Origin of the sequence: Rhodococcus shunpengi (genome assembly GCF_048381395.1) — a bacterium.
GTDB lineage: Bacteria > Actinomycetota > Actinomycetes > Mycobacteriales > Mycobacteriaceae > Rhodococcus.
Window position 1 is genome coordinate 868,453 of the sequence record NZ_JBLWIU010000012.1, and the last position, 26,038, is coordinate 894,490.

Below are 26,038 nucleotides of genomic sequence, written 5' to 3' on the forward strand. Positions count from 1 at the left end.
GGTTAGCGTGATCACGCGCACAGCACAATGCCCGCGACCTGCGTCGCGGGCATCGAGAAAGAAAAAGGAGAGGAGGGCTACGAGCGCCGGGGTGCCCAGAAGGCAGAGATCACCGCGCCGACCAGCAGGATCGCGGCGACCGCCCACGATGCCTGCTGCAATCCGTCGAGGAAGGCGTTCTGTGCGAGTTCGGCGAGTTGCTCGCCCTGCGGACCCGCCTGCTCGGCGACCTGTATCGCGGCGGCGAGCGAATCCTGTACGGCGGACCGGGCCGGTTCGGGAATCATCGGCGCTACCGGATCGATGCCGTGCCCGTAGGCTGCGGCCAGGACGCTGCCCGTGATCGCGACACCGATCGCCGCACCGATCTCGCGGGTCGCGTCGTTGACCGCCGACGCCACGCCCAACTGGTCCTCGGGAGTGTTGGTGACGATCGCGTGGGTCGCGGGAGCCGTACAGATACCGACGCCGACACCCGCGATGCTCAGCGCGAACGCCACCTCGACGTAGGTGGAGTCGGCGTCGAGCAGGCCCATGAGGATCAGTGCGACGCCGATCAGCGCCAAGCCGGCGCTGAGCAGGATGCGGATGCCCACCCGCGTCAGCAGCGCGGGCACGGCGAGCGACAGGCCCATGACGACGAGGAAGATCGGCGTCAGTGCCAGGGAGGCCCGCAGCGGCGAGTAGCCCAGCACGAGCTGCAGGTACTGCACGATGAGGAAGAACAGACCGAAACCCGCGAGATACTGGAACGACAACCCGGCCGCGCCCACACCGAACGCCCGCTGGCGGAACAACCGCACGTCCAGGAGCGGCGCCTTCGACCGGAGTTCGACAAGGACGAATCCGACTGCCGCCGCGAGGCCCGCGATCATCGATCCGAGCGTCAGCGCGTCCGTCCATCCACGATGCGGACCTTCCATCACCCCGAGGACGAACAGGCCCACGGCGAGGACGACGAGGGTGCCGCCCCCGAAGTCGAACGGCAACGGCTGCGTCGAGCGCGACGAGTCGATGGTGAACGACAGGGCGACCAGCAGGATCGCGATGGCGGCGGAACCCGCGAAGATCACCCGCCACGACGCGTATTCGAGCACCAGTCCCGACAGAATCATGCCGAGCACGGCACCCGATCCGGCCACACCGGCCCAGATGCCGATGACACGTGCCCGATGAGCCTCGGCGAAACCTGCAGTGATCAGCGACAACGTCGACGGCATGACCAACGCTGCGCCGACACCTGCAACTGCGCGCGCCCCGATGATCCACAACGGTGCATCGGCGACCAGCGGCAACAGCGAACCGGCGGCGAAGACGATCAGGCCGACGATCATGACGCCGCGGCGACCGAGCCGATCGCCCAGCGCGCCGGCCGGGAGGAGCAGTGCCGCCAGTGCGAGGGTGTAGCCGTCGACGATCCACGTCAGCTGGGACTGCGTCGCGCCGGTGTCGACCGCGATGTCGGGCAGGGCCGTGTTGAGCGAGGCCATCGCCGCGATGACCACGGCGACGGCCGAGCACGCGACGGCGAGCAGCCGGATCTGGGCTCGCGTCATGCGAGGAGGTGCGGTGGTGGTCGCGGTGCTGTCTGACACGGGAGCCTTCCGGAGGGAGGGGAATGCCGGGACCAGAAACGAGACTGTCGGTATCGTAACTGAACCACCGGTCTCACACATGCTTCGCTCTCAGCGACTACAACTGGAAGCGTGAGCGTCGAACCCGAAGCAGAACCCCGCCGCGACGTCGAGACCCGGCCCGCCTCACCGCGCGACGAGGATCCGCGCCGCGTGCGTTCGCGCGCCCGACTGCTCGACGCCGCCACCACCCTCCTCGCGACCGGCGGTGCCGACGCCGTGACGATCGATGCGGTCACCGCCTCTGCCGGCGTCGCGCGGGCCACGCTCTACCGGCACTTCGCGAATGGAACCGAGCTGGTCGCCGCGGCCTTCGCGCGACTCCTCCCACCGGCACCCCCGGTCCCGGAGGAGGGCGATCTCCGCAGCCGCCTCGTCGAACTGCTCGCCGCACAGGCACGCATCATCGAGGAGGCACCCATCCCGTTGACGGCGATGTGCTGGATGGGACTCGGCCCGGGCCTCGGCGAACTCGCGAAGGAACCCGGACACAGCGAACGGCCCGAGCTGCAGTCGCTGCGCGAGATCCTCGTCGACCGCTACCGGTCATCGTTCGACCGTGTGCTCGCCACCTCCGAGGCCCGCCGCGAACTCGGCGACTTCGACTACGACCTGGCGCTGGTCCAGCTGCTCGGGCCGATCGTCTTCAACCGCCTCGCGACGCTCGCGCCCATCGACCGGCGCGCGTGCGAGCACATCGTCGACGACTTCATCGCCGCGCGCAGGGCCCGCCGGACGGACCTTTAGAGCCCCATGTCCTCGTCGCCCAGACCGTCCGCGCCCACGGCGGTCTTGTTCTTCTCCTCCCGGGGGCGACGCAGGACGTACAGCCGCGAATGCTGGAAGTCTCGCAGTCGCAGCGTGCGCACGGTCTGGAAGCGGAACTCCTCGCAGTCGGTGAGCGCGTCGGCGAGATTCTCGTCGACGAGGATCGTGCCCGGCCGCGCCGCACCGGTGAGGCGGGCCGCGATGTTGACGACCGAACCGAACAGGTCGCCGAAGCGCGGCAACGCCTGACCCCACGCCAGTCCGATCCGCAGGTCCGGATAGTCCTTCTGGGACCCGAACGAATCCTGCAGTTCGAGGGCGATGCGCGCGGCGTCGACCGGACGTTCGGCCGCGAACATCACCTCGTCGCCGACGGTCTTGATCACCCAGCCGTTGTGCCGGGCAATGACGTCGGAGACCTCCGATTCGAAGTAGTCGAGCAGCTCGCTCAGCGCGGCCGCGTCGATCTGCCGGGTCAGCCGGGTGTAGCCGACCATGTCGGCGAAGCCGACGACCAGCTCGTGCAGCTCCCCGGAATCCTGCGGGCGCGCGGCGGCCCGGGCGGTCGTGGCCACCAGGTGCCGACGCCACATGTGGCTCTGCAGGCTCACCGCGAGCTCGGTCGTGCGATCGACGATGTGGTCGACCAGCGCGCGGATCTCCTCTTCCTGCGGGGGAGTCTCCGCTTCCTCGTAGGCGGAGGCCAGTTGCGTGAAGACGTGGGTGTTGAGCAGATTCAGCTGCCATTCGGTCAGCCGTGACATCGACTGCCCGATCGACCGGGCCGCGGGCACCTCGAGGCGTTCGTCGACCGCGCCGCTCGCGATGATGGCGGCCGTCGCGCGCAGGGCCTCGACGTCGCCGTCGGTGAACATGACGACGTCGGGGTCGGGATCGACGGTCAGACCGAGGGCCTGCCACAGCCGTCGCACGCGCGCAGGCGCGAGCCCGCACAACTCCGCCACCTCGTTCAGGGTGTAGCGAAGAGGACCACCGAGCAGCGCGTTCTCCAGCTGTGACTGGATCACGGACAGCACGTCGGTTCCTGATGCGGGTGCCGGATCGGACGGGGTCACGCATCCATCCTTACCGTGCGCGGGGCCCGTGTGCGCGGCAGGTCATGTCGAACAGGTGTGCAGGCGTGTCGTACGGATGTGCGACAGTGACCGTCATCGAAGCCCTGCCGACCCGTCGGCGAACCGAGAAAGGACGTCGCATGTCGCCCCGCAGACGCGCGGACCACCTGACGGAGGAACAACTCGGAGAGCTCGGTGCTGCTCTCACCGAGGGGCGTCGCGCGACCGTCTACCTCGTCGAGGGCATCCCGAGTCTCGGCATCGACCCGGGGACGTCGGCGCGGGTGGTGTCGATCAGCGGCAGCACCGTGATGGTGCGGCCGAAGGGCGTCGACGACGAGTTGCCGTTCGAGACCGACGAACTGCGCGCCACCCGCGAGCCGGCCGGAACCAAGCGCGCACCGGCGAAGGCCGCGCGCACGTCCGGTAGTGCGAAGCCCGCTCCGGCGAAGGCTGCACCTGCGAAGGCTGCACCTGTGCAACCCGCGACCCCGCGGGCTACCGCCTCCAAGCCCGCTACCCCGAAGCCTGCTACCCCGAAGTCCGAGAGCCCAGCGGCCGCTGCGGTTCCCCGCGCCCAGGAGAAGAAGCCCGTGACCCAGACGACCCCCGCTTCGTCCGACGCTCCCGCCTCCCGGCCGTCGGCACCGGCGAAGCCGAAGGCCCCGGCCCGCAAGGCGAAGAAGGCACCGTCGATCACGATCACCGTCACGATCGACCCGGAGAACGAGTGGACGGTAGGGGTCGCGCACGGCACCCGCAAGGTCGGCAAGCCAGCGCCGGTCGCCCCCGACGCCGTCGAACGGGCGGTGAAGGAACTCGGTGACCCCACGGCCACCGAGGCCGTCCAGTCGGTGATCGAGGAGGCGCGTCGCGCGGCCGAGGAACGGGTCGCGCAGCTCAGCCGCGAACTCGAGGAGGCCCGTCAAGCTCTGGAAAGCTTGGGCGCAACCCGGAAATCCGGCGGAAACCTCTAGTACGCTCAGCCCGACGGCTGCCGGACGGCGCAGCGCAGGAGGGCCCCATGTTCAGAAAACTGGTTGTTGCAATCGCGAGCGCTGTCGCGCTGGTCGGAGCAGGTTCCGGGGTGGCGGTCGCGGCGCCTCCGGTCACCCTCGGCGGCGGTTCGGGAATCACGCTCGGAGACAACGGGCAGGACATCTTCGACTGCACACTCACCACGATCGGCAACGACGCCGCCGGTCGCCTGGTGGGTCTCACCGCCGCGCACTGCGGCTCTCCGGGCATGACGGTGAAGGCCGAATACGACCTCGCTGCCGGTTCGGTGGGTCGCATCGTGTCGACCAACGAGCGGCTCGACTACGCCGTCATCGAGTTCGACCGGGGCAAGGTGGTTCCCGTCAACCGCGTCGGCGACGTGACGATCACGGGCCTCGGCGCCCCCGCGGGCTTCCCGAACATCGCCTGCAAGGAAGGTCGCACGACGGGCAACACCTGCGGCATCGTCTGGGGCGACGTGTTCGGCTCGCAGGAGACGTGGACCCAGGTGTGCGTCATCGAAGGCGACTCGGGCGCACCGCTCGTGGTGGGCACGACGCTCGTCGCGATGGTCAACGCCTACCTGCTCGCGCCGTGCGTCGGTCCCGAGGTCGGAACGAACATCGACGTGATCATGGCCGACATCAACGGTCGGGGCGGGCCGGGCGCAGGTTTCCGTCCGATCTAGCAGCACCCCCGGAGCGCGAGGGTTCACCCGACCCTCATCCGCACACCGCACCGTTCGATGCGGAACCGACCAGCTTCGTGTACTTCGCCAGTACACCTCGGGTGTAGCGCGGCGCCAGTGGCTCCCAGCCCTGTCGCCGCGTTTCCATGTCCTTCTCGTCGACCAGCACGTCGAGCAGGCCGTTCGAGACGTCGAGACGGATGCGGTCGCCGTCGCGGACGAACGCGATGGGACCGCCGTCGACGGCCTCCGGGGCGACGTGCCCGACACACAACCCGGTGGTGCCACCGGAGAACCGTCCGTCGGTGAGCAGCAGGACGTCCTTGCCGAGACCGGCGCCCTTGATCGCGCCCGTGATCGCGAGCATCTCGCGCATGCCCGGACCGCCCTTGGGACCCTCGTAGCGGATGACCACCACGTCGCCGGCGGTGATGGTGCCGTCCTCGAGCGCATCCATCGCGGCCCGTTCGCGTTCGAAGACCCGCGCGGTTCCCTCGAAGACCGACTCGTCGAAGCCCGCGGACTTCACCACCGCTCCGCCGGGAGCGAGGCTGCCGCGGAGGATCGTGATGCCGCCGGTGGGATGGATGGGGTCGCTCAGGGCGCGCAGCACCTTGCCGTCGGGGTCCGGGGGAGCGATGCCGGAGAGGTTCTCCGCGACGGTCTTCCCCGTGACGGTGAGGCAGTCGCCGTGCAGCAGACCCGCGTCGAGCAGTGCCTTCATGATGACCGGGACGCCGCCGATGTGGTCGACGTCCTTCATCACGTGCCGGCCGAACGGTTTGACGTCGGCGAGGTGCGGCACCCGCGCGCCCACCCGGACGAAGTCGTCGAGGCTCAGATCCACCTGCGCCTCGTGCGCGATCGCGAGCAGGTGGAGCACGGCGTTCGTGGACCCACCGAAGGCCATGACCACCGAGATGGCGTTCTCGAATGCTTCCTTGGTGAGGATGTCGGACGCGGTGATGCCGCGCTTCAGCATTTCGACCACCGCCTGCCCGCTGCGCCGCGCGAAACCGTCGCGGCGACGATCCGTCGCGGGTGGTGACGCGCTCCCCGGCAGCGACATGCCGAGCGCTTCGGCCGAGGCGGCCATCGTGTTGGCGGTGTACATGCCGCCGCAGGCACCCTCGCCGGGGCAGATGGCGCGTTCGATCGCGTCGAGGTCGGTCTCGGACATCAGGCCGCGCGCGCACGCACCGACCGCCTCGAAGGCGTCGATGATCGTCACGTCGCGTTCGGTGCCGTCGGACAGTTTCGCGATGCCCGGCAGGATCGACCCGGCATACAGGAAGACGGCGGCGAGATCGAGGCGGGCCGCGGCCATGAGCATCCCGGGCAGGGACTTGTCGCACCCCGCGAGCAGCACGGAGCCGTCGAGTCGCTCGGCCTGCATCACCGTCTCGACGCTGTCGGCGATGACCTCCCGCGACACCAGCGAGAAGTGCATGCCCTCGTGTCCCATCGAGATCCCGTCGGACACGGAGATGGTGCCGAACTCGAGCGGATAACCGCCCGCGGCGTGTACGCCCTCCTTCACCGACCGCGCGAGGCGTTCGAGCGGGAGGTTGCAGGGCGTGATCTCGTTCCACGACGATGCCACGCCGATCTGCGGCTTGCCCCAGTCGTCGTCGCCCATACCCACCGCGCGGAGCATGCCGCGCGAGGCGGCCTTCTCCATGCCGTCGGTGACGTCGCGGCTGCGGGGCTTGATATCGGGTCGGTCCGTCATGACGTCTTCCTGGGGTCGCGGCCGGTGAGGGCGATGAGTCGGTCCTGGGGGGACGCGTCGTCGGGGACCGGGACGGGATCGGCGAACAGACCGCTCGAGGCGAGCATGTCCTTCTGCGGTTCGACGTCGGCGAGCACGGCGTCGACGAGTTCGGCGTCGAGAGTCTCGTCGGCACCGATGGCCCGGGCGAGATCCCAGGTGTGCACGGTGATGTCCGCGATCTGCTGCTTCATGTAGTCGAGGCACGGGACGGTGCCGTAGGACAGGTGGACCTCCTGAGCCGGTGACGCCATCGCCCAGGCGGCGGTCGCCTGATCGGCGAAGCGTGCCCATTCGGCGGCGAGATCGTCCCCGATCGGTTCGAGTGCGGCCTTCGCGTCGTCGAGGGAACGGCCGGAGAGCAGCGGCTGGATCCAGCGCTGTTCGTCGACCATGTGCCACACCAGGTCGGTGACGTCCCACTCGGTGTCCGGGGTGGGTGCGTGCCAGTCGCGGATCTGCGCGACACGGTCGTCGAACTCGCGACGTGCGGTTCGTTGCAGGGAGAGCCAGTCGGTCGCCATGGATCTCAGCCTAGGGCGCGGGCTGCTCGGATCACGGCGATTTCAACTCCTGCGATCATGCGCGGGATGCGGGACGATCGGGAGTCGCACCGTGTCGTCGTCGAGGAGAAGTACATGCCTGTCCCCACCGTCCAGCTCGCGCCCGGTCTCGTCGTCAGCGCCCAGGGTTACGGCGCGATGTCCGTCGCCCCCGCCTACGGCGAGGTGAATCTCGACGAGGCGCTCGCGACCCTGCACCACGCCGTGGATCTGGGCATCACCTTCATCGATACCGCCAACGTCTACGGCGACGGCACGAGCGAGAAGGTGGTCGGCACGCTGCTCGCCGAGCGGCGGGACGAGGTCCAGCTGGCGACGAAGTTCGGTCTCGTCGGTGCGGTCGGCGGTAAGGGCACCGCCAACCGTCGCATCAACGGCCGTCCCGAGTACGCGAAGCAGGCCATCGACGAATCGCTCGGGCGTCTCGGCGTCGACCATGTCGACCTGTACTACCTGCACCGTGTCGATCCGGAGGTGCCGGTCGAGGAGACGGTCGGTGCCCTCGCCGAACTCGTGCAGGCCGGCAAGGTGCGGCACATCGGACTGTCGGAGGCCACCGGCGACGAGCTGCGTCGCGCGCACGCCGTCCACCCGATCGCGGCGATCCAGTCGGAGTGGAGCATCGTCTCGCGCGACGTCGAACGGCACGTGGTGCCCACCGCCGCCGAACTCGGCATCGGCTTCGTGCCGTACTCGCCGGTGAGCCGCGGACTGCTCACCGATGCCTTCGAGCCCGATCAGGTCGCCGAGAACGACCTGCGCAAGCGCTTTCCGCGCTTCGACGCCGACGCCCTGCCGACCAACCTCGCGGTGCGCGAGGAAGTGCGGGCAGTCGCGAAGGAAACGGACGCGACGATCGCGCAGATCGCCCTGGCATGGCTGGATGCGAAGGGTCGCGAGTTCGGGTTGCCGTCGGTGTCGATCCCCGGCACCCGCTACGCGAGTCGCGTGACCGAGAACGCCGGTGCACTCGACGTGACGCTCACCGACGAGCAGGTCGCGCGGCTGGATCGGCTCGCCGACAAGGTCGCCGGTCCTCGTGCGGCCGACCCGACGTGGGTGTCGCTCGGACGTGAGTAATTAGCACCGTTAACAGACCGGCGCGTATCGTCCTTGTGACATGAGGGCATGGCTGGTCTGGGGTATCGGAGTCTTCGCCTACATCGTCGCCGTCCTCCATCGGACGGCGTTCGGTGTCTCCGGACTCGCCGCCACCGAACGCTTCGAGATCTCGCCGTCGGTGCTGTCCGGCTTCGTCGTCCTGCAGCTCATCGTCTACGCGGGGATGCAGATCCCGGCCGGTGTGCTGCTCGACAGATTCGGCTCGCGACGGATGATCGCGACCGGCGCCGTGATCCTCGCCGTCGGTCAGGCGATCCTCGCCGTCACCGAGTCGCTGCCGGTCGCGTACCTGGCCCGAGTGCTGGTCGGGGTCGGTGACGCCCTGACGTTCATCTCGGTGCTGCGGTTGGTGCCGGTGTGGTTCGCGCCGCGCCGGGTGCCCGTCGTCTCGCAGCTGACGGGCATCTTCGGCCAGCTCGGTCAGGTGCTGTCGGCGGTGCCGTTCGTCCTGCTGCTCACCGGCACCGGATGGACGGCCGCCTACGGCAGTGCTGCGGCGCTCGGCCTGTTCGCATGCGTGCTGGTGTTCGCGATCGTGCGCGACACCCCGCCCGGTGAGGCGCGGGAGGCCACCGCGTCGGGGCTGCGCGAGGTGATCGGCGGGCTCGGCACGGTGTGGCGGCGCCCCGGCACCAAACTCGGCTTCTTCACCCACATGGGCACGCAGTTCTCGGTGACGACCTTCGCGCTCATGTGGGGCGTGCCGTATCTGGTCTCCGCGCAGGGACTGTCACCCGCAGCGGCCGGTTCGATGCTGACCGTCTCGGTGGTCACCGCCATCTCCGCCGGGCCGATACTCGGCGTGCTGTCGGGACGCTTCCCGACCAGACGCTCGTGGCTCGTGCTCATGATCATCCTGGCCAGCGCGGTGACGTGGTCGGCGGTGCTCGCCCTCCCCGGACCCGCACCGGTATGGCTGCTCGTCGTGCTCGTCGTCGTCATCTCGGTGGGCGGCCCGGGATCGATGATCGGCTTCGACTATGCCCGTACCTTCAATCCCGGGACCGCCCTCGGCACGGCCAACGGCATCGTCAACATCGGCGGCTTTCTCGCGACACTGCTGGTCGTGCAGACGATGGGCATCGTGCTCGACCGGCTCGGCGGCTACACCTTCGACGCCTTCCGCGTCGCGTGGTTCGCGCAGTACCCGATCTGGGTGATCGCGCTCATCGGGGTGCTCGTGACCCGAGGGCGCGCCCGCCGCGAGGCCGGCATCGAAGCGCGTTCGCTGCGGGCCGTCGTGATCGATCGGCTCGGTCGCGGCAAGCGCTGACCCTCGGCCGAGGTCGTCAGCGACCCTTCCAGACCGGCTGACGTTTCTCGGCGAATGCGCGCGGTCCTTCCATCGCGTCCTCGCTCGTGAACACGACCTTCAACGCGTTGCGGTTGGCGTCCCACGCTGCGTCTCCCCAGTCGGGACTGTTGGCGGTCCGGTGGATCATCGCCTTCGATTCGCGGACGGCCACAGGGGCATTCGTTGCAATGATCTCGGCCAGTTCGAGTGCGACCTCCAAAGCGGTGCCGACAGGGGCAACCCGGTTCACCAGGCCCAGCTCCTTGCCCTGCGCGGCGGTGATGGGTTCACCGGTCAGTGCGAGTTCGAGAGCGACCTTGCGGGGGATCTGCTGCTGCATCCGGATCACACCGCCGGCGGCCGCGAACAGTCCGCGCCTGACTTCGGGCAGGCCCAACTTCGCCTCCTCGTCGACGACGGCGAGATCGCTTGCAAGGACGAGTTCGGTTCCGCCACCGAGGGCGAACCCGTTGACCGCCGCGATGGTGGGCTTGGCGCTCCAGTGCTGCACGTATCCGGCGAAGCCCCATTCGGGGTGGCCTTCGGCCGACGTATCCTCGCCCGCTGCAAGGGCCTTGAGGTCGGCACCGGCGCAGAAGGCGCGACCGGCTCCGGTGATCACGACGACTCGCACATCGTCGTCGTTGTTGGCTGCTTCCAGGTGGTTGCCGACTGCGGTGGCCAATGCACCGTTCACGGCGTTGAGGGCGCGCGGGCGGTTGAGGGTGATGAGTGCGACGTTGCCGCGCTTCTCGTACAGGGCCGCGGGTTCGGATGGGGTGGTCTGATCGGACATGGGGGCCTTTCGGATGGCTGCGGGCAGCAGCTACTTATCGATCGCTAAAGGCCTATCATGGTGTTGACGGCCGGTCAATCGATAACCGCGGGTGCGGGGAGGAGTGACGGGACGAAGAACGTCTCCAGTTTTGCCCGCAACTGCTCGAGCGAGCCCACGCCGGCGCCGATCGAACTGATGTAGTTCATCTCCAATTCCGAAATCCACTCGCACAGAAGTGTCAGGTCGACATCGGCTCGCATCTCGCCGGATTCCTGAGCTTCGAGCAGGATCGGTTCCCACAGTTCGCGGGTGAGTTCGACCGCGCGCCCGGATGTGGAGAGCAGACTGGTGGCCAGGGTGGCCTCCGCCGGGGACACCAGCCGGTGGATCATCGGGTCTCGCAGGCCGCGCCGGACGTTTCGGCAGATGCCTTCGACGATGCGTTCGCCGAAGGTCGGATACGAGCGGATCTTCTCGCGGGAGGGGGCCATGCCGATCCGGGCGCGGCGAACGATCGATTCCATGATCAAGGAATTCCGATCGGAGAAGTACCGGTAGACCGTCGCTCGCGACATGCCGGCAACGCGGGCGACGTCGGCCATCGTGGTCTTCGCGATGCCGAACTGCTCGAAGCAGGACTCGGCTGCTTCGAGGATCGCTGTACTCGCGTCGCTGGTCTCGGTGTCCCTGTTCGTTGCCACGTCAGCACCTTACTGTGCGGGCGTCATGCGACACTAGACTCTAAATGTCTCATGTGCCATATTGATGGCATGCAGCGTGAAGACAAGATCGAACTCACTCGTCGACTCATCGCGCACGTCGACAACAACACCACCGACTACGCGGACGAGATTCTCCGAGTGCCGTTTTCGGTGTTCAACGATCCCGAGCTGGCGGATCTCGAACGCGAGGCCGTCCGCCGCTTCCCGCACATCGTCGCGCACGTCGACGAGGTGAAGAACGCCGGCGACTTCATCACGACCGAGCTGATCGGCACGCCGTTGCTCGTGGTCAGGCAGCCCGACGGCAGTGTGAAGGCATTCTCGAACGTGTGCCGCCATCGCGGAGCGAAGGTCGAGTTCGAGGAGTCCGGCTGCAAGCGAATCTTCAGCTGCCCCTACCACAATTGGGCCTACGGGCGCGACGGTGCGTTACGCGGGATGCCGCATGCGGACGGCTTCGACGGTCTCGACCGTTCCCGGTACGGACTCGTCGAATTCCCCTGCGAGGTTCGCCACGGGCTCGTCTGGGTCGTACCGACCGTCGGAGCTGAGCTCGACATCGCCGAGACGCTCGGGGAGAAACACGATGCCGAGGTCACCGATACCGGCATGGGCACCTCCTACCAGGTCCGCAAGGAAACCTGGAAGCTCGACATGAACTGGAAGATCGCCGTCGACGGTGTCCAGGACTCGTACCATCTGTGCCAGTTGCACACCAAGACGGTCTGCAACTTCCTGGAGGGCAACATCACCGCTCTCGACGTCGTCGACCGCTCGTGGCGACTCGTTGTGGCGCGCAAGTCGATCACCGAGGTTCGCGACGCCGACCCGGATTCCTTCGACGTGCGCGACTATTCCCTCGCGAACTACACGATCTACCCCGGCACCATGCTGGTGACCGAGCCGAACCACTTCGAGGTCTGGACGATCGTTCCCGACGTCGACGACCCCAACGTCTCGTACTGCACCATCCGGCTGCTGTCTCCCGCAGAGCCCACCACTCCGCGCGAAGTACGGGTCCTCGAGAAGAACTGGGAACTGCTCATGGAGACACTCCACGAGGAGGATTGGTTCGTCACGAAGACGATCACCGACAACGTCGCCCACGGAAAGGTGGACGAACTCGTCTACGGCCGTAACGAACTGCCGGGACAGCTCTTCCACAGGATGATCACCCGGGATGCCGCCGCGATCGCCGAGGAACGGCGGAAGAAGGTTGGCACGTCGACATGACCGCAGCGGAATTGCACGAGTCGTCCCCCGAGCCGGGTGTTCTGCTCCTGACTTTCGACCGGCCGGCGACGCTCAACGCGATCTCGTTGCCGTTGCAGCGCCGCCTCGACGAGCGCCTCGACGAAGCGGCGCGCGACGACGACGTGCGGGCGGTGGTGATCACCGGTGCCGGTGATCGGGCCTTCTCGTCGGGCTACGACCTGGACGAACTCCGTGGGATGTCGTCCGAAGAGCAGCTCGAAGCGATGCTCGAACGCGAGGAGTTGTTGTGGCGTTATCTTCGCTTCCCGAAGCCCACGCTCGCGGCCGTCCAGGGCGTGTCGTACGGTGCGGGAACACTTCTCGCCGCATGTTCGGACCTTCGTGTCGGAGGACCGTCGACGTCCTTCACCGTGACTGCGGCGAAGTACGGGGGCGCAAACCTGACATGGATCCTCGACACGGTGATCGGCGCCGGCCAGACACGCGACCTACTCATGACCTCGCGTGCCGTTGCGGGCGACGAGGCGTACCGCATCGGATTGCTCACTCGTTATGCGGACAGTGGCCGCGTGCTCGACGAAGCGATTGCGGCAGCGAGACAGATCGCGGCGCAGTCGCCCGATGCGATCCGTGAGATCAAGACGCTGCTGCTCGCAGGGCAGGGAAGCGATCTGCGTAGTCGATACGATCGGGAGAACACCGTAGCGCGCACTGCGCTGCGCCCCCGGTCCATCGGCGACACGTTCGCGGGGTTCTTTTCGAACCCGCCCGGGGACCGAGCGAAAAGAGAGATCATGAGCGGTTCATCGCATTCGAGTACCTCGATCGACATCTGGAAGCCGGACTGGAACGATCCGTTCGATCCCACCGCGGAGGCCGACGACGAGTTCGCCGAACTGGTCGATGCGCTGCGGTCGGTCCAGGAAGCGTTCACCAGGTCTCGTCCGGATACTGTGTCCGCCGCCCGTATTACGCAGCAGTTGCGTTCCGTAGCAAAGGAATTGCAGTCCCTCGAAGTGGGGGAGGACGAGCAGATCTCGGGTCGTCGGTGGGATCTGGCGGGACGGGGTCAAGCCTTGGCTCCGCCCCTGCACATCGACGAGGTGACGGAGACCGCCGCTCGCGGACGGGTCACGGTCGGGCGTTTCTACTCGGGACGATATGCGATGAACGGCGGCGTCACACCGTTGATCTTCGACGAGATCATGGCTCGCCTGGCGAACGACGCGGGTCGGCCGTGGGCCCGCACGGCCTATCTGAACGTGAATTTTCGTGCCCCGGCGCCCCTACACGTCGAACTGCGCGTGGAAGCGGAGTTCGTGCGTCAAGAGGGCCGCAAGCGGTTCATGCGCGGACGGATGTACCACGAAGACGTGCTCGTCGCGGACGCGGACGGATTGTGGGTCGAGCTCAAACCCGAACAGACTCTGAACATTTCCGGAAGAGGAACGATATGAGTGGTTACTCGTTGCTGGAAGGGGTGCGTGTCCTCGAGGTTGCGCAACTGGCGCCCTCGTCGGTCGGCGGGCATCTGGCAGATCTCGGCGCGGAAGTCGTCAAGATCGAAACGGGTCCGCTCGGCGACCCGGTGCGGATCGGTGGGAGCCGGGCCGTCGGTGACGAGAACGGGCCCTCGTTCATGCACCTGCGGTGGAATCGCGGAAAGAAGAGCGTCGAACTCGACCTGCGGACGGAGGAGGGCAAGCGGGCCTTTCTCGAACTCGCTCGTACCTGCGATGCGGTGATCGAAGGGATGCGTGGCGGCTACCTGGACTGGCTCGGAGTGGGATACGAGCAGCTGCGGGAGGTCAATCCCAGGATCGTCTTCTGCACCGTTTCCGGGATGGGCTCGGAAGGCCCGTACAGCACACTCGGGACCGGGGGGCCGACCTTCGACGCCTTCGCGGGCCTGCGTGAGGTCCGCACACCCGTGGACCCGCCGGTCGACGGTATCGCGGGCGGCACGACTCCACCCATCGCGATGTATGCCCTCGGCGCGTACGGGGCGATGGGATTGCTTGCGGCAGTGCACCGTGCGGGTCGTACAGGTCAGGGCTGCCGACTGGAGGTGGCCGGCATCGACATCGCCGCTGCATGGATGCCCGACCTCGTCGATGCCGAACTCAACAAGGACCGATCCCTTCCGCGTCCGACGTGGTTGCCGGACGGTCGCCTGCCCGATTGGCCTCGTCTCGAGGCGTACCGGACGAAGGACGGCGAAGCGATGCTGTTCGGTGCGCACGTCGAGAAGTTCTGGCGCAACTTCTGTGTCGCGGTCGACCGTGCGGACCTACTGGATATCGACCTCACGAGCACCGACACGGAAGCCTCCGCGCGCGCCGATCGCGTGTACCGGGAACTGCGGGAGATCTTCCTGCAACGGACCCGCGACGAATGGGTGTCGTTGTTCCTCGAGCACGATATTGCCGGCGGTCCCGTCAACTCGGTCGGCGATCTTCTCTCGGACCCGCATTTCCTTGCGCGTGCCGGCACCTACCGGGTCGAATACCCGGGGGTCGGTGAACTCGAATTCGTAGCGAGCCCGGTGCGTGTGGTGGGCGAGAAGTTCGCGCCGGATCTGCCGCCCGTTCTCGGCTCCGACACCGAGAGTTTCCTCGAAAACATCTGAACCGTAACAACTTCGAACATTCGAAGGCCCCTCCCTGCGCGCCGACCGCCGGGAGGGGTTTCCGTCGTCGTGCGGCCGAATTGTCCCGAAATGGCCGTTGTGCCGTTTGCCTATGAATGTTAGATTCAAGACCGACTCCAGTGGTGGGGATCACACGCGTTGTGAAGTGTGACGCACTCACGGTGGTCGTACAGCAATTCGGGGCGTTCCGTCGGATCGGACGCCTCGGCAGGCGGACAGGCTCGGAGTGGGCCGCGCCTTTTCCATGGTCGTGAGTGAGAGCTGGGTGCGCCGCCACGGCCGGCACGAGGAGACCACGATGAATCTGCCAGATCTGGTTCGATACTGGGGCAAGACCCGCCCCGCTCAGCAAGCGATCGTCTTCGGCGACACTTCGCAGACATGGGCCGAAGTCGATGCGATCACAGATGCGTTGGCGCGAGGGCTCGCGGCGCGAGGGGTGCGCAAGGGCGACCGCGTCGGCGTCATGATGCTCAATCGACCCGAACTGGCGCACATCATTCTTGCCACCCTCAAGCTCGGCGCGATCAGCGTCCCGCTGAACTTCCGTCTGGTCGGTAAGGAACTCGCTCCGATGCTCGTCGACTCCGCCCCGCGGGTGGTCGTGGTGGAGAGCGAGCTTGCCCCGCTCCTCGAAGTGGGCGCCAGGCAAACGGAGTTCGAGATCTTTGCGATCGGCGGAACGGACCATCGCCGGTACGAGGAGCTGATCGACCCGGGGGCGGCCCCGTCCGTCGATGTCGCACCCGCCGACCCGGCGTTCATCTGTTACACCTCCGGCACGACGGGCGTGCAGAAGGGTGCATTGATCACCCACCGTAATGCCCTCGCTCCCGGCATCGCTCAGGTCCTCGGCCACGGTATCTCCGGCAAGGACCGCGTCATGTGCTCCGCACCGCTGGTCTACACCGGTTCCGTTCTCTCGATCTTCATGCAGCTCGTGGTACTGCCCGGTTCGACGATGGTGCTGCTCCGCGAGTTCGACCCGGAGATCGCGCTCGACACCTTCGAGCGCGAGCAGATCACCGCGACCACCACTGTCCCCGTGATCTGGGAGCGCATGACGCAGCTACCCGACTTCGGTAGGCGCAAGCTGGCACAGTTCACCTTCGCCGGTGCGGGCGGCGCGCCCATCAGTCTCGATCTCCTCGACTTCTACAACAGCCGGGGGGTGCCGATGACCCAGGCCTACGGGCTGACGGAAGCGTCGGGCATGGCGTCGACCCTGAACTACGAGGACGCGCGGACCCGTCCGGGCTTCGCCGGTCTCGCTCTTGTGGGAACCGAGCTGCGGATCGCCGGGGCCGATGGCGGCTTCGCCGGGCCTAACGAGGTCGGCGAGATCCTGGTGCGCGGCGAGCACGTCATGCGGGAGTACTGGAACAAGCCCGAGGCTACGGCCGAGACGCTCGTCGACGGCTGGCTGCGCACGGGAGACCTCGGCCTGCAGGACGAGGGCGGGTACCTCAAGGTCGTCGACCGCAGCAAGGACATGCTCATCTCCGGTGGGCTGAACGTATATCCCGCGGAGATCGAGAAGGCCCTGCACGGTATCGACGGCCTGGTCGACCTCGCGGTGATCGGAGTCGAGGACGACCGCTGGGGGGAGGTGCCGATGGTCGTCTTCCACAGTGCCCGGCCCGCGCACGAGATCGTGCACGACATCACCGCGGTCGCGAGTGAGAATCTCGCCAAGTTCAAACGGCCGGTGCACGCGGTCGCGCTCGACGAACCGCTGCCCCGGACGTTCTCGGGCAAGCTCGCGAAGACGGTTCTGCGTGAGCGGTTCCAGGCACCGCCGACCGATGCGATCCCGGTGCCCCGGGATATGAAGACTGCCGACGAGCACTTCGCTTCCTGAGTCGGTTTCCCCGCTCCGAGAGGGCTTGCAACGTGAACAACATTCGTGATGTGGACATCGTCGAACTCATCGACAGATCTGCTCTGTCGTCTCTTCAGAAGCGTGTACTGGCCCTGTGTCTCGGTCTTGCGATCCTCGACGGTGTCGACGCACAGCTCATCGGATTCGTGATCCCTGCGATGTCCGAGGACTGGAGGATCGAACCGGCGTCGTTCGGGCTCGCACTGGCCCTGAGTACCGGCGCAATGGTCGTGGGCAGCCTGGTCTTCGGGTCTCTCGCGGACCGTTACGGCCGCCGCAGGATCATCATCGTATGCACCGTCGTCTTCTCGGTGTTCACCTTGGCCACTGCATTCGTGACGTCGATGGGAGCGTTGATCGTCCTGCGGGTGATCGCAGGTCTCGGGCTCGGCGGAGTGACACCCAACCTTGTTGCGATGGTCAGTGAATACAGTCCGGCCCGTACCCGGGCCACGATGGTGACCGTGACAGTTGCCGGCATGTCTCTCGGCGGATTCGTCGGCGGCTTTTGCGCAGCATTTCTCATTCCGAGGTTCGGATGGCAGTCGCTGTTCCTTCTCGGCGGTCTGTTGCCGTTGGTTCTCGTCGCTGTGTCGATTCGATGGTTGCCGGAATCTGTCAAGTTCCTCGTCGCCCGAGGGCAGACGGAGAAGGCGGCGGACATCATGGGGCAGATTGCGCCCGACGAGAAGGTTCCGGCAACGGCCCGGTTCGCGCAGGAACCGGCCACCGCGTCGAAGTCGTCCGTCGGTGCGCTGTTCCAAGGGGGCCGCGGCGTCGACACGGTTCTGTTGTGGGGCGTGTTCGTCATCAACTTCCTGGTCATCTACTTCCTGCTCAGTTGGATGCCGACGCTGTTCGGTGAAGGTGGGCAGAGTGCCTCGACCGCCTTGCTCGCCGCTTCCCTGTTCAATCTCGGCGGGATGACCGGTGCGCTGACCTTCGGACGAATCACCGACCGGATCGGTAACGGTTTCGTGGTGGTGATGGCCGGTTACACGCTCGGAGCAGTGTGCACGGGCCTGGTCGCGATGCTTTTGGGCAGCGGGTGGTTGCTTCTGGTAACGGTGTTCTTCGTAGGATTCGGCATGTCAGGCAGTTCCGCGGGCATCATCGCGATCGCAGCCACGGTGTACCCCGTCTCGGTCCGCGCGACCGGTGTCGGCTGGGCTATGGGTATCGGACGCATCGGTTCGATTGCCGGTCCTGCAGTCGGTGCGCTGCTCATCGCGGCGGGACTCGGTGCACGGAGCATTTTCCTTCTGACGATCGTGCCGACGCTACTGGCTGTCGTGACGCTCGGCATTATGGCGATCCGGCAGCGTCGCGCATCGGCTGCCTCCGGTCACGCGAGTTCGGTCTCTTCCCGAGTCGGCGCGTCGATCCGGTAGTTCTGTGCAGCACAGGGCTGTTCGTCGCCGAAGTCGTCGGTGACAAGCGGCCCTGTGCTGCGTTCGGCCGAGCCTGCGCGGCTCGTCTTGCGACTTTTAACTACTGCTATTAGATTAGGGGTCAGTCGGTGTCGCGGGTCACACCCCCAGGTTCGCCCCCTTCGCCGAATAGTGGATGGAGAAGACGAGTGCCGGTGAAGTTGTCCTACTGCCGCCTGTGCCCCGCCTCCTGCGGAGTGCGCGTGGAGGTCGAGGGGAATCGGATCCTCGGAATCACCGGCGACGGATTGCACCCGCTGTCGGGCGGCTACACGTGCCCGAAGGGTCGCCGCGGCGGCGACTTTCTCCACGGCCCCGATCGCCTCACCACGTCCGTGCGCCGCACCCCCTCGGGCGACTACGAACCGATCTCGATCGACGACGCCGTCACCGAGATCGCCGAGAAACTCGCAGCGATCACCGGCGAACACGGCGCCGACGCTCTCGGCCTCTTCATGGGCACGCAGCAGAACTTCGCTGCCCTGACCGGGCCGATGGCCCGAGCCTGGTTCCGCACCACTGGATCGCACAAACTCTTCTCCACGATGACGATCGACCAGTCGGCGAAGTGGATCGTCCAAGCGCGCATGGGGCAGTACCTCGGCGGACGGCAAACCTTCGATACCGCCGACGTGTGGTTGCTGGCCGGCACCAACCCGATGGTCTCCCTCAACGGTGGAGACGGCGACGGAGCGATCACCGGAAATCCCTCCGTGGCGATCCGGGGTGCCCGGGAACGCGGTCTGAAACTGATCGTCGTCGACCCGCGTCTCACGGAAACCGCCGCGCGAGCCGATCTCCACCTACGTCCCCGGCCCGGAACCGACGCTGCCCTGTTCGCAGGAATGCTGAATGTGATCCTCTCCGAAGGACTTCACGACCGGGAGTTCTGCGATCGGTTCGTCGAACAGCTCGACGTACTCGCGGCGAGGGTGGCACCTGCGACGCCGGAACGGACGGCGGCGTCGACCGGTGTTCCTGCCGCCGACGTGATCCGCGCGGCGCGGATGTTCGCGGAGGGGCCCCGAGGAATGGCGACGACCGGAACCGGCGTGTGCATGGGACCGCACTCGAACGTCGCGGAGCACCTCGTCGCCTGCCTGAACGTCGTGTGCGGACGTTACCTTCGAGAAGGTGAGACCGTGCCCGAGCGCAACGTGCTCGCACGGAGTGTGCCGCTGAAGGCCGAAGTTCGTCCTCCCTATCGCAGCTGGGAATCGGGTTTCCGCAGTCGGATCGGCGGAGTCGGCACGATGAACGGCGAACTGCCGTCCGGAATTCTGACCGACGAGATCCTCGAGCCGGGCCCCGACCGGATCCGGGCGCTCGTGGTGTCGGGGGGTAACCCGGCCCGGGCCCTCCCGGACCGCGAGAAGGCCGAGCGTGCCCTGCGGGACCTCGACCTGCTGGTGTGTATCGACACGAGAATGTCCGACACCGCGCGACTCGCCGACTACGTCATCGCCCCCACCATGGTGTACGAGCGCCCCGACCACACGCTGCTCATGGAGTTCTTCTTCTCCGAGCCGTTCGCGCAGTACACCCCGCGGTTGGTCGAGCCACCCCGGGGTGTCGTCGAGGACTGGGAATTCTTCTACCGACTGACCGTCGCATCGGGGCAGCGGCCCAAGTTCGCGGGACGGGTCCTGGATCCGGCGGTGCCCCCGACCTCCGAGGAGCTGCTCGAGATGTGCGCCGAGCGCGGCCGGATCCCGTTTGACGAGCTGACCTCGGCGCGTCGCGGAGTACGTGCGCCGCGGGTGGAGACGATCGTCGAACCACCGACCGAGGGTGGAGCGCACCATCGTCTCGCTCTGTGCCCCGACGACGTGTCTGCGGAAATCGATGCCGCACTGCAGGAACGGAATTCCTTCGCTGCATTTCCGCTCGAGCTGACGGTGCGCCGCGCCCGCGAGCTCATGAACTCGCTCGGGCGAGGCATCCCTGGTCTCGCGCGCTACGGCTACAACCCGGCCCACGTCCATCCGCGGGATCTGGAACGGTTCGGCGTGGCCCACGGCGACATCGTGCGCGTTCGTTCGCGTCGAGGGCAGATACGGGCGGTCGTGCACGCCGATCACACCGTGGCACCCGGCACCGTCTCGATGACCCACTGCTGGGGCGGTTCCGATTCCGACGCGGATCCACGACTCGGCGGCAGCAATGTCAACGATCTCACCGGCTACGACGACGTGCAGCACATCAACGTGATGCCGACGATGACCGCCGTGCCGGTAGCACTCGAGCGGGAGGTGGCCGGTGCCCACTGAGACCTCGACTCATACGGTGAAACCACGTATCTGCCCGCTCTGCGAGGCGACGTGCGGGCTGCTCTTCGAACTGGACGGACGCACCGTGACATCGGTGCGCGCGAATCCCGACGACGTGTTCAGCGCGGGACACAGCTGCGCGAAGGGGGTGGGCCTTGCTGCGCTGGAGAACGATCCGGACGTCGTGCGCACTCCGCTGATCCGGGACGGAGACCGCTTCCGCACGGCATCCTGGGACGAGGCGTTCGCGGAGATCGAAAGACGGCTGCTGCCGATCGTCGCGCGTGATCCGAACAGTTGCGCAGTGTATTCCGGGAATCCGGCCGCACATCACCTCGACCCGTCCCTGTACACCCTGCCGTTGATCGCGGCCATCGGAACACGGAACGTGTACTCACCGGCGAGCATCGACACGCTCCCGAAGAACTTCGCCAACACGCTGCTCTACGGCACCGGGCTGGGGATGGCGATTCCGGACATCGACCGGACGTCGTACCTGCTGATTCTGGGATCCAACCCGCTCGTGTCCAACGGCAGTACCATCACGGCGCCGGGAATCGGCAAGCGCCTGGAGGCGCTGCGCGAGCGTGGCGGCACGCTGGTCGTGGTGGACCCGGCGCGAACCCGCACCGCCGAGGTCGCCGACCTGCACCTGCCGATCCGTCCGGGTACCGACGCTCTGTTCCTGCTCGCGCTCGTCTCCGTGATCGCGGAGGAAAACCTTGCAGCACTCGGACGGTTGGCCGATCACGTGGACGGCGTGGAGGACGTGCTTCGGCTCGCAGCGCCGTTCACGCCCGAAGCGGTGGCCGACACGTGCGGTCTGGACGCCGGGCTGATCCGGCAGGTCGCCCGTGATTTCGCCGCCGCTCCTGCGGCGGTGGCACATTCCCGGATGGGTTCGTGCACCCAGGAATTCGGTTCGGTGGCGAACTGGATGGTCGAGGTTCTCAACATCGTCACGGGGAATCTCGACCGGCCCGGTGGGGCGATGTTCCCGACCCCGCCGGCAGGTGGACCCACCACGTGGCCGGCAAATCCCAAGGCGCCCCTCGTGTTCGACCGCTGGCGCTCACGTGTACGCGATATGCCGGAGGCGATGGGGGAGATCCCCGCTGTGTGCTTCGCCGAGGAGATCCTCACCCCGGGGCCCGGCCAGGTCCGGGCACTGATCACCATCTCCGGTAATCCGGCCCGGTCGGTGCCCAACAGCCGTGCCGTCGAGACAGCGCTGGCCGACCTCGAGTTCATGGTCTGTATCGACGGGTACCTCAACGAGACCACCCGCTACGCCGACGTCGTTCTCCCTCCTCCTCCGCTGACCACGCGCGGACACCACGACCTCGCGCTGACCCACTTCCAGGTCCGCAACGTGGCCCGGTATTCGGCGCCGCTGCTCGAACCCGGCCCCGGGGAGATGCCGGAATGGCAGATCCTGCTCAGGCTCACCGCGATCGTCCGTGGCGAACCGGGACGCCCCATCTCCGAACTCGACGACGAGGTGGCCGCCACCGCGATCCGCCGGGCAGCGAAACTGGCGGCGTGCGAACCCGAACACGTGGCCGCTTCGGTATCGGCACGTACCGGCCCCGAGCGACTCCTCGATCTCCGGTTACGCAGCGGCCCCTACGGTGACCGGTTCGGTGCCGTGCCCGACGGACTCACGCTCGAACTGCTCGAACGGCACCCCGAAGGTATCGACTACGGGCCGATGCAACCGCGGATCCCGGAGGTTCTGCGCACACCGAACGGCCGGATCGACCTCGTGCCGGACCGGCTGACCGTCGATATCCCCCGCGTGCGCGCGGCCCTGGAACAACCGGTGCCCGAACTGTTGCTGATCAACCGGCGACAACGTCGCGGCATGAACTCCTGGCTCCACAACGCGCTGCCCCAACCGGACAGCGGACAGTGCGCATTGTTCGTCAACGACGCCGACGCGCGTGAACGTGGCCTGGTGGACGGCGACGCAGTACGCATCACGTCGAAGACGGGATCGATTCTCGGCGAAGTGCGTATCACCGAGGAAGTACGCCCGGGGGTCGTGAGCCTGCCACACGGCTGGGGCCACCAGGGGGACGGGCTGGGAATCACGAGGGCCGCGTCCGCTCCGGGTTCCAATGTCAATGCACTGGTCGATGATTCGGTGGTCGAACCCCTCACCGGCGCCCCGATCTTCAACGGCATACCCGTCGATGTCGAGCGAGCGGAAGCAGGCCTCCGGTGAACGCGCGCAGTGACACCTTGAAGGGCACGACTGTCGGTGTGGTCGGAGCCGGAATGATGGGGTCGGCCATCGCCTACACGTGTGCGCGGGCGGGGGCCGAAGTCGTGCTCGTCGCGCGCACCCTGCAAGGCGCACGCCGGGGCCGACAATACGCAGAACGACGTGAGGCGCGTGCACTCGACTCGGGAACCACCGACGTTGCCTCGTCACGCGCATTGCTCGATCGCATCGAGATCACCGAACGCCTCTCGGACCTCGACCCCTCCGCGTTGGTGGTCGAAGCCGTGGCTGAGAACGTCGCCGTCAAACAGCAGGTTCTGCAGACGATCGAAGCGGTCACCGAGCCCGGCACCGTGCTCGCATCGACGACGTCGACGCTGCCGATCACGACCCTCGCGTCCAAGTTGTCGCGCCCGGAGACGTTCGTCGGCATGCACTTCTTCTCGCCGGTCGACCGGATGCGGCTGGTGGAGACGATCGTCGGTACCCGCACATCGGAGAAGACGTTGTCGTCCGCTCTGGAGTACGCGCGGCTGCTCGGAAAGACACCCATCGTCGTGCGCGACAGCCGGGGGTTCTTCACGAGCCGCGTCATGGAGCGATATCTCGACGAAGCGCTGATCGCCGTCGGTGCCGGAATCGACCCGGGCCTCGTCGAAGATGCGGCGAAGGATGCGGGATATCCGGTTCCCCCGCTGCAGCTTCTCGACGAGATCTCGCTGACCCTCAACCGTTCGGTGCAACGGGAGCAGCGTGCCGCCCTCGAATCGTCCGGCGGCACGTGGCGGACCCACGAGGCGGACAGGGTGCGCGACCACATGATCGACGCTCACGGCCGCGGCGGACGAGCCGCGGGCCGGGGTTTCTACGACTACGACGGCGACGGTACCCGGCTCGGGCTGTGGAGCGGGTTGCGCGAGGTATTCGGACCGGTGAAGGACATCCCGGTCGACGACATGCGCGACCGTCTGCTGTTCTCTCAGGTCGTCGAGGCATGCCGGTGCCTCGACGAAGGCGTCGTCACCTCCGACGCCGACGCAGACACCGGATCCGTTCTGGGCATCGGGTTTCCTGCCCACACGGGTGGGGTCGCGTCGTTCCGGCATTCGTATCCGGGTGGAGCCCGAAGCTTCGCGGATCGCGCGGGCCAACTCGCCGACCGCTACGGCGACCGCTTCCGTCTCCCGAACCCGGATCCAGCGCTTCGCGATCGATCGGAGAACTCATGACGTACGTAGTCACTCAGGCCTGCTGCAACGACGCCACGTGTGTCGCCGTGTGCCCGGTGAACTGTATTCACCCGACACCCGACGAAGCGCAGTACGCGCGCACCGAGATGCTCTACATCGATCCCGACACGTGCATCGACTGTGGAGCCTGCGCCGACGTGTGCCCGGTGGACGCGATCGTTCCCGACAGCGATCTCACTCCGGAAACGGAGATCTACAGGGATCTGAACGCGGCGTACTTCCTCGGCAATCCGACCGTGTCCGGCCCCACCGAGGTGGCCCCGGCGCCCACCCGGGTCGTCGAACGCTCCGGGACCCTGCGGGTGGCGATCGTCGGTTCCGGCCCGTCGGCGTTCTATGCCGCGGAGGAGCTGCTGAAGAGACGCGACGTGGACGTCGAGGTGGCGATGTTCGAACGGTTGCCGGTCGCCGGTGGACTCGTCCGCTTCGGGGTGGCCCCGGACCATCAGACCACCAAGGCAGTCGACCGACTGTTCTCCCGCACCGGTGGCCGGGAAGGTTTCCGGGCGTTCTTCGGGGTGGAGATCGGACGGGACATCGGTATCGAGGAACTGCTCGCTCACCACCATGCGGTCGTCCACGCGAGCGGAGCATCCGACGACCGGAAACTCGGAATTCCCGGGGAGGATCTGCCGGGTAGCGTCGCGGCCCGCGAATTCGTCGCCTGGTACAACGGGCATCCGGAATTCGCCGACCGCACGTTCGATCTGTCCGGTCGACGGGTGGTGGTCGTCGGCAACGGCAACGTCGCTCTGGACGTGGCACGCATCCTCGCGCGGGACCCCGACCATCTCGTACCCGGAGATCTCGCCGAGCACGCGCTGAACGCGTTGCGCAAGAGTGCCGTCGAGGAGGTGGTCGTGCTCGGCCGGCGCGGCCCCGAACATGCCGCGTTCACGACCCCGGAACTTCTCGCGCTGGGTTCACTGCCGGAGGTCGACGTGACCGTGCACGGTGGGTACGAGGCTCCCGCCGATGCGCCGATCAAGTTGCGGACGCTGGCCGAGTACGCACAGCGCACGCCGCGGCCCGGTCACCGGCAAATCGTCCTGCGCTTCCACGGCTCGCCGGTCGAGATTCTCGGGGACGGCCGAGTCGAGGGCCTGAGAATCGCGCCTTTCGCCGGAGACGGGCCCGCGGAGGATCTCGAAGCGGCGATGGTCCTGCGTTCGGTGGGATACCGGGGGAGCCCCGTGCCCGGCCTGCCGTTCGACGACGAACGCGGGACGGTTCCGAACGTGGAGGGTCGCGTGATCGATCCTGCCGAAGGCCGTCCCGTGCAGGGCGCGTATGTCGCGGGGTGGATCAAACGGGGGCCGACCGGCGTGATCGGCACCAACCGGTACTGCGCCGCGGAGACCGTCGAGACCATCGTCGCGGATTTTGCGCAGGACCGTCTTCGCGACCCGGCCGGCACCGCGGACGAGTTGGCGGAGGTCGTGAGGTCGCGCTGCCCGGAGGCGATCGACTTCGACGGGTGGAAGCGGATCGACAGGCACGAACGACTCGAGGGGCGTCGTCAGGGCCGCGCGCGGCACAAGTTGGTGGAGATCGACGCGATGCTGGCCGTCGCGCGGGACACCGGCGACATCTCGGGCTTGCCTCGATAAACAACAGGCTTTAGATTTAACGGCGCGGATGTGACCTGCGCCTCACCGGTGTGGGGGTCCGCACTCGATCACCTATATCCATGGAGGCA

20 protein-coding genes and 1 pseudogene are annotated in these 26,038 nt (G+C 67.0%); 15 read left to right on the forward strand and 6 right to left on the reverse strand.

Features of this window, described 5'->3' with window-relative positions; translation table 11 throughout:
- Positions 1-77 precede the first annotated feature (77 nt).
- Complete coding sequence (locus tag ACNJ7K_RS09295) at positions 78-1,556, reverse strand: MFS transporter (protein WP_016694185.1); 1,479 nt, start codon at positions 1,554-1,556, stop codon at positions 78-80.
- Between the two features lie 150 nt (positions 1,557-1,706).
- Here ACNJ7K_RS09295 and ACNJ7K_RS09300 point away from each other — a divergent pair, with 150 nt between their 5' ends.
- Entirely contained in the window at positions 1,707-2,381 is a 675-nt protein-coding gene (locus tag ACNJ7K_RS09300) for a TetR/AcrR family transcriptional regulator (protein WP_487041524.1), read from the forward strand.
- Here ACNJ7K_RS09300 and ACNJ7K_RS09305 read toward each other — a convergent pair.
- Positions 2,378-3,478 (reverse strand): adenylate/guanylate cyclase domain-containing protein, encoded by a 1,101-nt coding sequence (locus ACNJ7K_RS09305; protein WP_120280575.1) that lies wholly within the window; start codon positions 3,476-3,478, stop codon positions 2,378-2,380. The two genes, ACNJ7K_RS09300 and ACNJ7K_RS09305, sit on opposite strands and share 4 nt — an antisense overlap.
- Positions 3,479-3,618: 140 nt before the next feature.
- Here ACNJ7K_RS09305 and ACNJ7K_RS09310 point away from each other — a divergent pair, with 140 nt between their 5' ends.
- Together ACNJ7K_RS09310 and ACNJ7K_RS09315 are read left to right on the forward strand one after the other, a co-directional pair.
- Positions 3,619-4,455, forward strand: a complete 837-nt coding sequence (locus tag ACNJ7K_RS09310; protein WP_037191179.1) for a DUF6319 family protein — start codon at positions 3,619-3,621, stop codon at positions 4,453-4,455.
- Positions 4,456-4,502: 47 nt separating this feature from the next.
- Positions 4,503-5,165 carry a chymotrypsin family serine protease gene (locus ACNJ7K_RS09315; protein WP_172414987.1) on the forward strand — a complete coding sequence of 221 codons (663 nt, stop codon included), beginning with the start codon at positions 4,503-4,505 and terminating at the stop codon, positions 5,163-5,165.
- 34 nt (positions 5,166-5,199) lie between these two features.
- Here the strand turns inward: ACNJ7K_RS09315 and ilvD are convergent, their stop codons facing one another.
- Together ilvD and ACNJ7K_RS09325 are read right to left on the reverse strand one after the other, a co-directional pair.
- Entirely contained in the window at positions 5,200-6,897 is a 1,698-nt protein-coding gene (ilvD, locus tag ACNJ7K_RS09320; protein ID WP_159417358.1) for a dihydroxy-acid dehydratase, read from the reverse strand.
- On the reverse strand, positions 6,894-7,460 hold the full coding sequence (locus ACNJ7K_RS09325; RefSeq protein ID WP_120280573.1) for a TIGR03086 family metal-binding protein: 567 nt from the start codon (positions 7,458-7,460) through the stop codon (positions 6,894-6,896). Before ACNJ7K_RS09325 ends, ilvD begins: the two co-directional genes overlap by 4 nt.
- 114 nt (positions 7,461-7,574) lie before the next feature.
- Between ACNJ7K_RS09325 and ACNJ7K_RS09330 the strand changes: the two genes are divergently transcribed.
- The gene (locus tag ACNJ7K_RS09330) at positions 7,575-8,579 is read left to right on the forward strand and encodes an aldo/keto reductase (RefSeq protein WP_202399584.1); all 1,005 of its coding nucleotides are present in this window, start codon (positions 7,575-7,577) and stop codon (positions 8,577-8,579) included.
- Between the two features lie 40 nt (positions 8,580-8,619).
- Complete coding sequence (locus ACNJ7K_RS09335; protein WP_159417360.1) at positions 8,620-9,894, forward strand: MFS transporter; 1,275 nt, start codon at positions 8,620-8,622, stop codon at positions 9,892-9,894.
- 16 nt (positions 9,895-9,910) lie between these two features.
- Here ACNJ7K_RS09335 and ACNJ7K_RS09340 read toward each other — a convergent pair whose 3' ends face one another.
- Complete coding sequence (locus ACNJ7K_RS09340; RefSeq protein WP_159417361.1) at positions 9,911-10,711, reverse strand: crotonase/enoyl-CoA hydratase family protein; 801 nt, start codon at positions 10,709-10,711, stop codon at positions 9,911-9,913.
- A gap of 74 nt (positions 10,712-10,785) precedes the next feature.
- The gene (locus ACNJ7K_RS09345) at positions 10,786-11,394 is read right to left on the reverse strand and encodes a TetR/AcrR family transcriptional regulator (RefSeq protein WP_016692432.1); all 609 of its coding nucleotides are present in this window, start codon (positions 11,392-11,394) and stop codon (positions 10,786-10,788) included.
- Between the two features lie 69 nt (positions 11,395-11,463).
- Between ACNJ7K_RS09345 and ACNJ7K_RS09350 the strand changes: the two genes are divergently transcribed.
- The 10 genes and pseudogenes from ACNJ7K_RS09350 (at position 11,464) to ACNJ7K_RS09395 (ending at position 25,949) form a co-directional block, all read left to right on the forward strand.
- Entirely contained in the window at positions 11,464-12,648 is a 1,185-nt protein-coding gene (locus ACNJ7K_RS09350) for an aromatic ring-hydroxylating oxygenase subunit alpha (RefSeq protein ID WP_016692433.1), read from the forward strand.
- Positions 12,645-13,244 (forward strand): annotated as a pseudogene (locus tag ACNJ7K_RS09355) (enoyl-CoA hydratase/isomerase family protein); the annotation flags it as partial. The gene ACNJ7K_RS09350 and the pseudogene ACNJ7K_RS09355, both read left to right, overlap by 4 nt.
- Before the next feature lie 180 nt (positions 13,245-13,424).
- Complete coding sequence (locus ACNJ7K_RS09360; protein WP_487041570.1) at positions 13,425-14,087, forward strand: PaaI family thioesterase; 663 nt, start codon at positions 13,425-13,427, stop codon at positions 14,085-14,087.
- Positions 14,084-15,259: a CaiB/BaiF CoA transferase family protein gene (locus ACNJ7K_RS09365; RefSeq protein WP_487041525.1), complete on the forward strand. Its 1,176-nt coding sequence runs from the start codon at positions 14,084-14,086 to the stop codon at positions 15,257-15,259. The genes ACNJ7K_RS09360 and ACNJ7K_RS09365 overlap by 4 nt, the downstream gene beginning before the upstream one ends.
- A gap of 319 nt (positions 15,260-15,578) precedes the next feature.
- Positions 15,579-17,141 (forward strand): class I adenylate-forming enzyme family protein, encoded by a 1,563-nt coding sequence (locus ACNJ7K_RS09370; RefSeq protein ID WP_487041526.1) that lies wholly within the window; start codon positions 15,579-15,581, stop codon positions 17,139-17,141.
- A 32-nt stretch (positions 17,142-17,173) separates the two neighbouring features.
- Entirely contained in the window at positions 17,174-18,553 is a 1,380-nt protein-coding gene (locus ACNJ7K_RS09375) for an MFS transporter (protein ID WP_037190348.1), read from the forward strand.
- A 188-nt stretch (positions 18,554-18,741) separates the two neighbouring features.
- On the forward strand, positions 18,742-20,862 hold the full coding sequence (locus ACNJ7K_RS09380; RefSeq protein WP_487041527.1) for a molybdopterin-containing oxidoreductase family protein: 2,121 nt from the start codon (positions 18,742-18,744) through the stop codon (positions 20,860-20,862).
- Positions 20,852-23,089, forward strand: coding sequence for a molybdopterin-dependent oxidoreductase (locus ACNJ7K_RS09385; RefSeq protein ID WP_487041528.1), 2,238 nt, complete (start codon positions 20,852-20,854; stop codon positions 23,087-23,089). The genes ACNJ7K_RS09380 and ACNJ7K_RS09385 overlap by 11 nt, the downstream gene beginning before the upstream one ends.
- Entirely contained in the window at positions 23,086-24,318 is a 1,233-nt protein-coding gene (locus ACNJ7K_RS09390) for a 3-hydroxyacyl-CoA dehydrogenase family protein (RefSeq protein ID WP_487041529.1), read from the forward strand. Before ACNJ7K_RS09385 ends, ACNJ7K_RS09390 begins: the two co-directional genes overlap by 4 nt.
- Positions 24,315-25,949: a 4Fe-4S binding protein gene (locus tag ACNJ7K_RS09395; protein ID WP_487041530.1), complete on the forward strand. Its 1,635-nt coding sequence runs from the start codon at positions 24,315-24,317 to the stop codon at positions 25,947-25,949. Before ACNJ7K_RS09390 ends, ACNJ7K_RS09395 begins: the two co-directional genes overlap by 4 nt.
- Positions 25,950-26,038: the final 89 nt, after the last annotated feature.

Excerpts from the sequence above, each read along its gene's own strand:
- ACNJ7K_RS09335 (WP_159417360.1), top strand. The coding sequence starts at position 8,620 with ATGAGGGCATGGCTGGTCTGGGGTATCGGAGTCTTCGCCTACATCGTC.
- ACNJ7K_RS09315 (WP_172414987.1), top strand. The coding sequence starts at position 4,503 with ATGTTCAGAAAACTGGTTGTTGCAATCGCGAGCGCTGTCGCGCTGGTC.
- ACNJ7K_RS09360 (WP_487041570.1), top strand. The coding sequence starts at position 13,425 with ATGAGCGGTTCATCGCATTCGAGTACCTCGATCGACATCTGGAAGCCG.
- ACNJ7K_RS09340 (WP_159417361.1), bottom strand. The coding sequence starts at position 10,711 with ATGTCCGATCAGACCACCCCATCCGAACCCGCGGCCCTGTACGAGAAG.
- ACNJ7K_RS09310 (WP_037191179.1), top strand. The coding sequence starts at position 3,619 with ATGTCGCCCCGCAGACGCGCGGACCACCTGACGGAGGAACAACTCGGA.
- ACNJ7K_RS09330 (WP_202399584.1), top strand. The coding sequence starts at position 7,575 with ATGCCTGTCCCCACCGTCCAGCTCGCGCCCGGTCTCGTCGTCAGCGCC.
- ACNJ7K_RS09365 (WP_487041525.1), top strand. The coding sequence starts at position 14,084 with ATGAGTGGTTACTCGTTGCTGGAAGGGGTGCGTGTCCTCGAGGTTGCG.
- ACNJ7K_RS09295 (WP_016694185.1), bottom strand. The coding sequence starts at position 1,556 with ATGACGCGAGCCCAGATCCGGCTGCTCGCCGTCGCGTGCTCGGCCGTC.
- ACNJ7K_RS09350 (WP_016692433.1), top strand. The coding sequence starts at position 11,464 with ATGCAGCGTGAAGACAAGATCGAACTCACTCGTCGACTCATCGCGCAC.
- ACNJ7K_RS09370 (WP_487041526.1), top strand. The coding sequence starts at position 15,579 with ATGAATCTGCCAGATCTGGTTCGATACTGGGGCAAGACCCGCCCCGCT.
- ilvD (WP_159417358.1), bottom strand. The coding sequence starts at position 6,897 with ATGACGGACCGACCCGATATCAAGCCCCGCAGCCGCGACGTCACCGAC.
- ACNJ7K_RS09325 (WP_120280573.1), bottom strand. The coding sequence starts at position 7,460 with ATGGCGACCGACTGGCTCTCCCTGCAACGAACCGCACGTCGCGAGTTC.
- ACNJ7K_RS09395 (WP_487041530.1), top strand. The coding sequence starts at position 24,315 with ATGACGTACGTAGTCACTCAGGCCTGCTGCAACGACGCCACGTGTGTC.